This is a genomic window from Marinifilum sp. D714 (assembly GCF_030851345.1).
GTDB lineage: Bacteria > Bacteroidota > Bacteroidia > Bacteroidales > Marinifilaceae > Marinifilum.
In genome coordinates, this window is sequence record NZ_JALPNU010000004.1 from 373,945 (window position 1) to 383,889 (window position 9,945).

Sequence of the window (9,945 nt, forward strand, 5' to 3'; positions counted from 1 at the left end):
TTCGGATAAAGCCTATCCTTCATGGGTAAAAATCTTCTTTTTTTCATCCAATTGTGGAATAATCTTTCCTTAATCGAAGCTCTTGTGTCAATATATTTTAAGATTTGAGCAGAGAAATTATCTTTGCATTTCAAATTATAAAAATGTCAAGAACTTACGCAGGAAATATTCCCAAACTGTATGCTATTAAAATAGCCAAGTGGTTCATGTTAACCATGCCGATCATTGTTTTGTTTTACCAGGAAAATGGTTTAAGCATGCAAGATGTACTTACCCTAAAAGGGATTTATTCTGTTGCAGTGGTAGTTCTTGAAATTCCTTCGGGATATCTGGCCGATGTATGGGGACGCAAGAAATCTCTTATTCTTGGTGCAATATTGGGATGCCTGGGATTTGTTGTATACTCGTTCAGTTATGGATTTACTGGTTTTCTGGCTGCTGAATTAATTCTTGGAATAGGGAGCAGTTTTATTTCGGGTTCCGATTCGGCAATGCTTTACGATAGTCTTTTAAAGATGAATCGCGAAAAAGAATATCTAAAGCAGGAGAGTAGGGTAATGTCTGTCGGAAATTTTGCGGAAGCAATTGCCGGAATAGCGGGGGGTAGTTTGGCTCTAATTAGTTTGCGAACCCCTTTTGTGCTACAATCATTTATCGCCTTTATAGCAATACCAGCGGCATTTTTGCTTTTGGATCCCAATCAGGATTCTCAAAAATCGAAAGCTGGTTTCAAACACATCTTAACCATTGTAAAGTTCTCCCTTTGGGACAGTGCAAAGCTTCGTTGGAACATTGTGCTTTCATCGGTGATTGGTTGTGCTACGCTAACTTTGGCCTGGTTCATACAGCCGTATTTAAAGGATTTAGATATGGAAGTGAGCACCATTGGTGTGATTTGGACCCTATTGAATTTAACGGTTGGTTTTGTGGCTTTGTTGGCTCACCGAGTTGAAGGATATCTGGGGAAAATAGGAACTTCAACTTTTATTGTAATTGGTATTTCAAGCGGCTTTATTTTAAGTGGTTGGTTTCACTCTTTAATTGGGGTTGGCGTTTTCTTCTTTTTCTATTTTGTGAGAGGAATTGCTACGCCAGTATTGAAGGATTATATCAATAGAATTACCGAATCGGATATGCGCGCCACGGTTTTATCGGTGCGTAACTTTATCATCAGGATTTGTTTTGCCGTGATTGGACCATTCCTGGGATGGTACACCGACCATTACAGTATTTCATCAGCCTTGATGCTGGCGGGAAGCATATTCCTTGTTCTTGGTGGAGTGAGTGTGATTTTTATGAGAAAAGTGGAGAGGTAATTGATTTTTCTCTCAAATACCCCAATTACTCTATTTTTACAATTTTACTTTTCAACGGTTAGACTTCAATGGTAAGTTCATCGTAAGCCAAATAAACATTCTCAGGAAGTTCTGCCTGAACTTCATCATGGAATCCCATTTGGTGACTGATATGAGTAAAGTAGGCCTTTTCTGGTTTTAATTCATTCACCAAGTCAAGAGCTTCTGATAGGTTGTAATGCGAAATGTGTTTTTCTTTTCTAAGAGCATTCACCACCAATACCTTGATGCCTTTTAGTTTCTCCATCTCTTCGAGAGAGATATAGTTTGCATCTGTGATGTAAGCCAAATCACCTATTCGATATCCGTAAACAGGTAGTTTTAAGTGCATGGCCCGAATGGGTTGAATCGTAGTTCCATTTATTCTGAAAGCTTGGTTGTTCACCTCTATCAAATTCATTTGAGGAATACCAGGATACTTGAACTCAGCAAAAACGTAGGCAAACTCTTTTTTTAGAGATTCTTGAACGCGTTTTTCTGCATAAATATTTACTGCAGTTTTGTTTACCCAGTTGAATGCTCTAATATCGTCCAAGCCTGCAGTGTGATCCTTGTGTTCATGTGTAAATAGAATAGCGGATATATTTTCAACACCGGCGCGCAACATTTGGTATCTGAAATCAGGACCGCTGTCAATTACAATGTTTTGATTGTCAACATGAATCAATACAGAAGTTCGCAATCGCTTGTCTTTTTTATTATCAGATAAGCAAACAGGGCATTTGCATGCAATAATTGGCACACCTTGAGAAGTTCCAGTTCCAAGAAAAGTTAGTTTTACCATACTTTGTTCTAATCAGAATATAACCTCTTGGTTAATTTGATTTTTTTGAATCCCTAAGTTCTTTTCGGATGGATAGAAATAGTAGATAAGCCAATACAAATACTGCTAAAACAGCAGATGGAATAGCAGCTTTTTCACCAAACAATGTTAATGCTGTAACCACAGCAAAACCAGAGCTTTTTACTGTTACCAATAAATTTTGAGTCATAGCAACCGGAGCAGGAACTCCAATTTTTTTGCTTATTTTCTCAAAAGTCCATCCTAAACCGAAAATCCCCAGAAACAAAACCAAAGAAACCAGTAAGAGTATTTCAAAATTAGAAAAAAATACCTGTCGGTTTAAACCTACAGCGGTAAAAATTATGAGTGCAAATCCCCAATCAACAATTCTACCTCTCACTTTTTCGATTGTTGGTTTTATCGGTTTCCACAATAAAAGTCGGGAAATCAGTAAAGGGATAATTACCAGCTGAACCATTGCAATGAATAAATCTACAGGATTTATGCCTCCGTCAACATTAGAGAATAGACCAACAATTAAAGGAGCAAAAAACAATGAAGATATGAATGCACCCAAAGTTCCTACAATGGCATATTTTAAATCACCATCTAAAATGTGAGAAAATGGAATAACAGCAACACCTGGAGGTGTTGAGGCGATTACAACAAATCCTAAAAACAATTCGGGTGTAGGCATTAAGAAATAGGAAAGAGAAATCACTACTGCACCAAAAACCACATAATTTAGAAGGGAGCCCATAATCATTGGCTTGATCATTTTCTTTAATGGAAACATGGCTTTTGTCGAAATCCCGGTTGTAGAGAAGGTCATAACCACGGCCAGCACGTAAAAAGTGTAATTCTTAAACAAGGATGCATACTGTCCAATGACTAAGCCGAGTATTACTGCCAATACCAAGATGAAGTTTCTATTTAATATGATTTTTGTAGCAAACTCTTTCATTCTGTAATGATAAATGATGATTTAGGTGTAAAGATGAAACTTTTTTAATTGGTTTCAAAATTATTTAGAATTATTCCAGATAGAAAATAAGGCTGAATGGTAGAAGCAGGAAAAGTAAAAGCGGAGGTCATTTATTCTCTTTTTCGGCATACAGGTCTACAAAACGATAATTCGAATTGGATACAAAATCAATAATACAAGTAATTTCGTACATTTGCCGAAAATTAGATCATCATGAAAGGCAAGTTATATCTTATCCCAACAACTTTGGGAGATACATCCGTTAATCAAGTAATTCCTCAGGATATTCAAGAGCTGATTCCCACAATTAAGCATTTTATTGTGGAAAATATAAGAACGGCACGCAGGTATCTTAAAAAGGTAAATTCTGCCATTAATATTGATGAGCTTCGCTTTTATGAATTAAATAAACACAGTTCGCCTAACGAAATTTCGGGATATCTGAATGCGATTAAAGATTTTGATATCGGAATTATTTCGGAAGCAGGTTGTCCAGGTGTTGCCGATCCGGGAGCTGATGTTGTAAAATTGGCTCACGAAAAGAATATACAAGTGGTGCCATTGGTTGGTCCATCTTCAATTTTAATGTCGCTGATGGCATCGGGGTTTAACGGACAAAACTTTGCCTTTAACGGATATTTGCCAATAAAAGCCAATGAACGAGCAAAAAAAATAAAGCAACTGGATTCAAGATCATTGAGTGAAAATCAAACACAAATCTTTATTGAGGCACCATATCGTAACAATAAATTGGTTGAAGATTTAATTGCAAATTGTAGTGGAGTAACTAAACTGTGTATTGCGGTTGATATTACCATGGAAAGTGAATTTATTAAAACCCTTCCTGTAAAAGCATGGAAAGGAATGGATATTGATTTGCACAAGAAACCAGCAATTTTCCTATTACACCGAGAAAAATAATATCAAAAAAACAGCGCAGATTGTAAAAACCTGCGCTGCGAGCATCATAGTTAAAAATTTAGGCATAATCCCGACCGCCTAAAACCGGGATTATTTCTTGACTTCGTCTTTTTATCCTTAAAATTTACAAAACCACTATTTAAGACAAGACTTTGGTCGGCTTAGATAAGGCAAATATCATACCACCAAGTCTTTTTTGCTGTCTAAATTAGAGGTCAAGACTCTTATAAAATGCAGGTATTACAGCTTTGAATTTGTCAATGGCATCTTTAAGATTATCTGTAGTTCTTCCTCCAGCGGCATTCATGTGACCTCCACCATTAAAATGTGCTGAAGCCACAGTATTTATAGGTACATTGCCTTTTGATCGGAAAGAGATTTTTACCATATCTTCTTTCTCAATAAATATTACCGAAACCAGCATTCCTTGTATGGATAGAGGGTAATTTACAAAACCTTCAGTATCGCCATCTTTGTAATTGAATCGTAGTAAATCGTCTTTGGTTAAAGTGATAATTGCTGTTTGATATTCGCTTAAAACCTCAAGTCCTTGATCCAAACAGTGCCCCAACAACTTCATTCTATCGGTAGAGAAATTATCGTATACATTTGAATGGATTTTACTCTTATCGATTCCTCTGGCCAATAAATCTCCAACAATTTGATAGGTTCTTGGGTTGGATGAATTATAGCTTAAGCCGCCAGTATCTGTAACGATTCCTGTATACAAGCATTCGGCAATGTGGGTGTCAATTAAGTTTTCATCGCCAAGTGCCTCAATAAATTCATACATCAATTCACAAGTGGCACACATGGCTGTATCCGAAAACATCAAGTCAACAATTTGTTCTGGTTCGGGATGGTGATCAATCATGATCTTCTTTGCAGGTAAATCTTTAAGGATTGTTTCCAAATCTCCCGATCTTTTAAAAGAGTTGTGATCGACAATAAATACCAGGTCAGATGATTTTAAATAATCCTCGGCTTCTTTTTTGCCATTTGTATAGATCATCACCTCCGAATTTTGTGGTAACCAATTCAAAAATACAGGATACGCACTCGGGCTGATAATTTTAGGGGTTTTACCTTTTTTCTTTAAATACTGGTACAATGCTAAGGATGAACCTATGGCATCGCCATCGGGACCAGAGTGGGGGATTATTGCTATTTGTTTTGATTCCTCCAACAGAATTTCTGCCTTCTTAATTAAATTACTATCTATTCTATTCTTTATATTATTCATTCTCTTAAGAGTAAATATGATTCAAAATTAGTGGGTAAAGATAAAAATAGATAGGCAGATTTCATTGCTAAAAAATAATTGTGATTTGAATCAATGATCAAAACTCAATAATTAATTAGAATCAATCCAAATAAATTAGTTGGATTTTGTTGTATGCCTACTCAGAAATATTATTTTTGTATACCAAGTTTAACCTTATACACACAAATTAATGAGAAGCGATAGAACTTTTACAATGATTAAACCTGATGCAGTAGCAGCGGGTCATATTGGAGCAATTCTTGCAAAAATTAACGAAGCTGGATTTAGAATTGCAGCCATGAAATACACTCAAATTACCAAGGAACAAGCGAAGAAGTTTTACGAAGTTCATAAGGATCGTCCGTTTTACGATGAATTGACTGATTTTATGAGTTCTGGACCGATTGTCGCTGCAATTTTGGAAAAGGAAGATGCTGTAGCGGCTTTCAGAAAGTTAATTGGAGCAACCAATCCTGCCGAAGCAGAAGAAGGTACAATTCGTAAAGAGTTCGCAGAATCGATGTCGAAAAATGCGGTACATGGTTCAGATAGCGACGAAAATGCTTGCATCGAAGGAGCATTTTATTTCTCTGCAACAGAAGTGATTTAAATAAGATATTTGCAAAAGGCTTTTAGCTGTTAGCTTTTAGCCTTTAGCATTAATATCACAATGTATCACTCGTTGGTAAAAAGTTAAGATAATGGACCAGTAAACTAATAGCAACCATAACAACATACATTACTTTCCAATATTTTACCCAATCATTTTCTTTGTACTTAGCTACAAACATTGATATCACATATCCTAATAGTAACGAGCCCAAAAATTGAAATAAAATCGCACTAAATGCAATATCAATCATAACATCTCTAAAGAAAGCATTGAATATTGTTGAAACAACCAATACTATTATTATAAGTGTATACTTTTTCATGATTTATTTTTACTTACCTCACTACAATTTCATCAATAATATTGGCTTGTACTTCACGGTTCAAAGCTTTTACCAATCCATCACGAATAATCATGAGTTCGTTTCGGATTACCGATGATCGAACCGCAACAAACAATCTTCGGTTGCGAATGTGGATATCGGTAGTTGCATTGGCTACAGTTTTGCCAATTACCTTCTCCCACGAGTTTACCAACTCATATTCTTTCAGTTTTACATCAAGTTTCGATTCTTTCAGAACTTCCTTGATCAATTCATCTATTTTTTGAGTGTTGCTTCTTCTCATGATTCCGAATTAATAATGGCACCGTTAGCGATAGTAAAAAGTTGATATTCCAAAGCTGATCCTGATAAGATATCATCCAAATGATCACGATTGGTATCAGAAATAAAAATTTGACCAAATCGATCCTCTGAAACCAAACGAACTATTTGCTCAACGCGATTCGAATCTAGCTTGTCGAAAATATCATCCAGCAAAAGTATAGGTGTAAAGCCTGCAATTTGTTTTATGAACTCAAACTGAGCCATCTTTAGTGCAATTAAATAAGTCTTTTTTTGTCCCTGTGAACCCATTTTTTTGATAGGATAATTACCCAGATTCAAAATCAAATCATCCTTGTGAATTCCCACAGTTGTGTATTGCATTACCTGGTCTTTCCAGCGTGCATTATCTAATAATTCACGCATTCCGTGATTGTGCAGTTGCGATTTATATTCCAGACTAACAATTTCGTTTCCCTGAGAAATAACAGAATAGTATTCCTGGAAAACTGGCATTAACTTATGCAGAAAATCTTTTCTCTTCTTATAGATTTCGGCACCCAAATGCACCAATTGCTCATCCCAAATGCTTAAGGTATCTTCATCGTATTTGGTTCCTGCAGCAAAATCTTTTAGTAACTTATTCCGTTGTTGAATTACTCGATTGTAACGAATCAGATCATCCAAGTATTTTCTGTCGTACTGCGATATCACACTATCCATGTACTTTCTGCGTTCTTCGCTGCCATCGGTAATAAGTCGGCCATCGGCAGGAGAGACCATAACAATAGGAAGTAAACCAATGTGCTCCGAGAGTTTCTTGTATTCTTTTTTGTTTCGCTTGAAATTCTTCTTTTGTCCACGTTTCACACCACAATAAACGACTTCTTCCAATTCCTTACGCTGATATTTTCCTTCTAAAACCATGAATTGTTGATCGTGATTGATGTTGTGCTGATCGGTAGAAGAAAAATAACTTTTACAAAAGCTTAAGTAGTAAACAGCATCAAGAAGATTGGTTTTTCCCATTCCATTATTGCCGATAAAACAATTGATTTTTGGAGAGAAATTTAATTCCAACTCAAGTATGTTCTTGTAGTTAATAAGAGATAGCTTTTCAAGATGCATGTGCAAAACTTTAAGGTAATGCTGCAAAATTAAGAAATAAAATCAATTCAATTTAGGGAAAGCCAGCCAATAATTAAGTTCTAATTTATTCTCATTTTTTATATTAATCATGCTTAATATTTGGCAAAAAAAATTACATTTGCGTTAGAAAAAATAAACCTATTAATTATTTGAGTATGTCGAAGAACAAAAACAATCCGGAAACTGCGGATAATTTCGAGAATCTAGAAGAGGCGTTAAGTAAAACTGAACAATATATAGAGAAGAACCAAAAGAAATTGACTAGCATTGCTTTTGCTGTTGTTTTGGTGGCTGTTGCAATTTTTGCTTATCAAAAGTATTACAAAACTCCTCTAGAAGAAAAAGCTCAGAATCAATTGTTCCAGGCTCAAAGATATTTCGAACAAGATTCATTTAAATTGGCTTTAAATGGTGACGAAAACTATCCTGGATTTTTAGAAATTGTTGACGAATTTGGTTCAACTGCAGCAGGTAATCTTTCTAAGTATTATGCTGGTATTTCATACTTAAGAATTGGTGAATATCAAAATGCGATTGATAAGCTTACTTCTTTCAGTTCTGATGATTTCCTTTTAAGTTCTTTAGCTAAAGCTGCTGTAGGTGATGCTTATATGGAATTAGGAGAAAATGCTAAAGCTGCTTCGAACTATATGGATGCAAGTACAATTAACGCAAATGATTTTACAACTCCTATTTATTTGCAAAAAGCTGGTTTGGCTTACGAAATGGTAGGGGAATACAAAAAAGCATTGGCTGCTTACGAAAAAATTGAGAAGGATTTTGCTAAATCAGCAGAAGCTCGTGATATCGAAAAATACATTACAAGAGCTAAAGCAATGGTGAAGTAATCATCTTTATAAGATATTTAAAAACGGAAATCTTAATTGGTTTCCGTTTTTTTTGTATCAATAAATTACTCGCAGCACTTTTTCTTCAACTGTTACCGTAAATTTTGTTCCTACAATTGTTGGTTCTCCATCTAAATGGGCAAAATCATTCTCTTGAGTGATCTCAAATGCCTTTCCTGTTCTCCTGTTATACAAAGAATGATTTTCCACAGTCCCTGTAAGGATTTTGTAAGCAAACAGAGGAATTTGTAGGTAGGATGGCTTTTTAACCAATACCAGATCTACAATTCCATCTGAAACATCTGCACCGGGGGCAATGTAGGCATTATTGCCAAACTGACTGGCATTGGCAAAGCATAGCATAAAGCCATTTAATCGATATTCTTTCTCTTTGGTTTGCACAATGAAATTTTGATTTTTACTTTGATTAAAACAACGTAAACAGGCTATAATATATGAGAAAAGTCCTCTGGCTTCCATTTTCTGAAACATTCGGCTAACTTCGGCATCGAAACCTACACCTGCAACACAAAAAGAATACATGTTGTTTATTTTTATGGCATCCATTTGCAGGATTTGCATTTTATTAATGAGTTTTACTGCACCTTTAATCGTTAAGGGAATTTTAAGATGCCTGGCTAGTCCATTTCCCGATCCTGATGGAATAATTCCCATTGGAACATTAGATTGAACCAAAACTCTTGCAGCTTCGTTTACCGTACCATCTCCGCCAACAACAATAATTGCTTTGTATTTCTCCTCCAATGCTTGTTTTGCAATTTCTGAAATGTGTCCGGCATATTCCGAATATTTAAAATGAGGTTTAAATTTATCGGTATCCAGATATCGAATAATGTCCTGATTGATATTTTTTCCTGCTTTTTTGCCTGCAATTGGGTTTATAATAAAAAGAATTTTCTCCATGACTTCCTATTATTTCGAAAATGTAATTGTAAAATCAATTTCAAGCTTGTCTTAAAAATCGATTCATAAGTATATCATCGAATATAATCATTAAAAGAACTCTAAATGTTCCAATGCTTAGCATTCAATGCTTTAGAATATCTCTTGATTGAGATTAAAGTTAAGGATATTACTGTAAGTTGCTGATGTTGTGACTATAAAGGGGGTGTTTGAATGGTGTAATATTTACATGAAAAAAGTATTAAAAAAAAATGACAAAAATATTAGCTAGGAAATCAAACACTTACATAAAAAACTTAATTTTTTTTTCAAAAAAAGCTTGGTAGCCCTTGTATATTCTGCCAAAGCCCCTATATTTGCAACCGCAATCGAGAAATAAACAACAGTTCTTTTACATAGCGATTGCTTTTGGGGAGATACCAAAGTGGCCAACTGGGGCGGACTGTAACTCCGCTGACTTTCGTCTTCGTAGGTTCGAATCCTGCTCTCCCCACAAAA

Annotated in this window: 11 protein-coding genes and 1 tRNA gene; 5 read left to right on the forward strand and 7 right to left on the reverse strand. The window is 35.4% G+C overall.

What is annotated here, in order from left to right; genetic code table 11:
- The first annotated feature begins 143 nt into the window (after positions 1-143).
- Entirely contained in the window at positions 144-1,316 is a 1,173-nt protein-coding gene (locus M0051_RS06855; RefSeq protein WP_306740789.1) for an MFS transporter, read from the forward strand.
- Between the two features lie 58 nt (positions 1,317-1,374).
- On the opposite strand, the gene M0051_RS06860 is transcribed toward M0051_RS06855, so the two are convergent.
- Entirely contained in the window at positions 1,375-2,139 is a 765-nt protein-coding gene (locus M0051_RS06860; protein ID WP_306740790.1) for an MBL fold metallo-hydrolase, read from the reverse strand.
- Positions 2,140-2,170: 31 nt separating this feature from the next.
- Positions 2,171-3,103, reverse strand: a complete 933-nt coding sequence (locus tag M0051_RS06865; protein WP_306740791.1) for a bile acid:sodium symporter family protein — start codon at positions 3,101-3,103, stop codon at positions 2,171-2,173.
- 234 nt (positions 3,104-3,337) lie between these two features.
- Here M0051_RS06865 and M0051_RS06870 point away from each other — a divergent pair, with 234 nt between their 5' ends.
- Positions 3,338-4,045 carry an SAM-dependent methyltransferase gene (locus M0051_RS06870; protein ID WP_306740792.1) on the forward strand — a complete coding sequence of 236 codons (708 nt, stop codon included), beginning with the start codon at positions 3,338-3,340 and terminating at the stop codon, positions 4,043-4,045.
- Positions 4,046-4,253: 208 nt separating this feature from the next.
- Here M0051_RS06870 and M0051_RS06875 read toward each other — a convergent pair whose 3' ends face one another.
- Complete coding sequence (locus M0051_RS06875; RefSeq protein WP_306740793.1) at positions 4,254-5,288, reverse strand: bifunctional oligoribonuclease/PAP phosphatase NrnA; 1,035 nt, start codon at positions 5,286-5,288, stop codon at positions 4,254-4,256.
- A gap of 211 nt (positions 5,289-5,499) precedes the next feature.
- Between M0051_RS06875 and M0051_RS06880 the strand changes: the two genes are divergently transcribed.
- A complete protein-coding gene (locus tag M0051_RS06880) occupies positions 5,500-5,919 on the forward strand; it encodes a nucleoside-diphosphate kinase (protein ID WP_306740794.1) in 420 nt (139 codons plus the stop codon).
- A gap of 55 nt (positions 5,920-5,974) precedes the next feature.
- Here M0051_RS06880 and M0051_RS06885 read toward each other — a convergent pair whose 3' ends face one another.
- Genes M0051_RS06885 through M0051_RS06895 form a run of 3 tightly spaced genes read right to left on the reverse strand, consistent with a single transcriptional unit; the run spans position 5,975 to position 7,654 of the window.
- Positions 5,975-6,244 (reverse strand): hypothetical protein, encoded by a 270-nt coding sequence (locus tag M0051_RS06885; protein WP_306740795.1) that lies wholly within the window; start codon positions 6,242-6,244, stop codon positions 5,975-5,977.
- A gap of 13 nt (positions 6,245-6,257) precedes the next feature.
- Positions 6,258-6,548, reverse strand: coding sequence for a DUF721 domain-containing protein (locus tag M0051_RS06890; protein ID WP_306740796.1), 291 nt, complete (start codon positions 6,546-6,548; stop codon positions 6,258-6,260).
- Positions 6,545-7,654, reverse strand: a complete 1,110-nt coding sequence (locus tag M0051_RS06895) for a DNA replication/repair protein RecF (RefSeq protein ID WP_306740797.1) — start codon at positions 7,652-7,654, stop codon at positions 6,545-6,547. Before M0051_RS06895 ends, M0051_RS06890 begins: the two co-directional genes overlap by 4 nt.
- Positions 7,655-7,830: 176 nt before the next feature.
- On the opposite strand from M0051_RS06895, the gene M0051_RS06900 reads away from it, so the two are divergent.
- Entirely contained in the window at positions 7,831-8,523 is a 693-nt protein-coding gene (locus M0051_RS06900) for a tol-pal system YbgF family protein (RefSeq protein WP_306740798.1), read from the forward strand.
- A 57-nt stretch (positions 8,524-8,580) separates the two neighbouring features.
- Here M0051_RS06900 and M0051_RS06905 read toward each other — a convergent pair whose 3' ends face one another.
- Positions 8,581-9,447, reverse strand: a complete 867-nt coding sequence (locus M0051_RS06905; RefSeq protein WP_306740799.1) for a diacylglycerol kinase family protein — start codon at positions 9,445-9,447, stop codon at positions 8,581-8,583.
- A 410-nt stretch (positions 9,448-9,857) separates the two neighbouring features.
- On the opposite strand from M0051_RS06905, the gene M0051_RS06910 reads away from it, so the two are divergent.
- Positions 9,858-9,940 (forward strand) — tRNA-Tyr (locus M0051_RS06910).
- The last annotated feature ends 5 nt before the right edge of the window (positions 9,941-9,945 follow it).

Excerpts from the sequence above, each read along its gene's own strand:
- M0051_RS06855 (WP_306740789.1), top strand. The coding sequence starts at position 144 with ATGTCAAGAACTTACGCAGGAAATATTCCCAAACTGTATGCTATTAAA.
- M0051_RS06860 (WP_306740790.1), bottom strand. The coding sequence starts at position 2,139 with ATGGTAAAACTAACTTTTCTTGGAACTGGAACTTCTCAAGGTGTGCCA.
- M0051_RS06865 (WP_306740791.1), bottom strand. The coding sequence starts at position 3,103 with ATGAAAGAGTTTGCTACAAAAATCATATTAAATAGAAACTTCATCTTG.
- M0051_RS06870 (WP_306740792.1), top strand. The coding sequence starts at position 3,338 with ATGAAAGGCAAGTTATATCTTATCCCAACAACTTTGGGAGATACATCC.
- M0051_RS06875 (WP_306740793.1), bottom strand. The coding sequence starts at position 5,288 with ATGAATAATATAAAGAATAGAATAGATAGTAATTTAATTAAGAAGGCA.
- M0051_RS06880 (WP_306740794.1), top strand. The coding sequence starts at position 5,500 with ATGAGAAGCGATAGAACTTTTACAATGATTAAACCTGATGCAGTAGCA.
- M0051_RS06885 (WP_306740795.1), bottom strand. The coding sequence starts at position 6,244 with ATGAAAAAGTATACACTTATAATAATAGTATTGGTTGTTTCAACAATA.
- M0051_RS06890 (WP_306740796.1), bottom strand. The coding sequence starts at position 6,548 with ATGAGAAGAAGCAACACTCAAAAAATAGATGAATTGATCAAGGAAGTT.
- M0051_RS06895 (WP_306740797.1), bottom strand. The coding sequence starts at position 7,654 with ATGCATCTTGAAAAGCTATCTCTTATTAACTACAAGAACATACTTGAG.
- M0051_RS06900 (WP_306740798.1), top strand. The coding sequence starts at position 7,831 with ATGTCGAAGAACAAAAACAATCCGGAAACTGCGGATAATTTCGAGAAT.
- M0051_RS06905 (WP_306740799.1), bottom strand. The coding sequence starts at position 9,447 with ATGGAGAAAATTCTTTTTATTATAAACCCAATTGCAGGCAAAAAAGCA.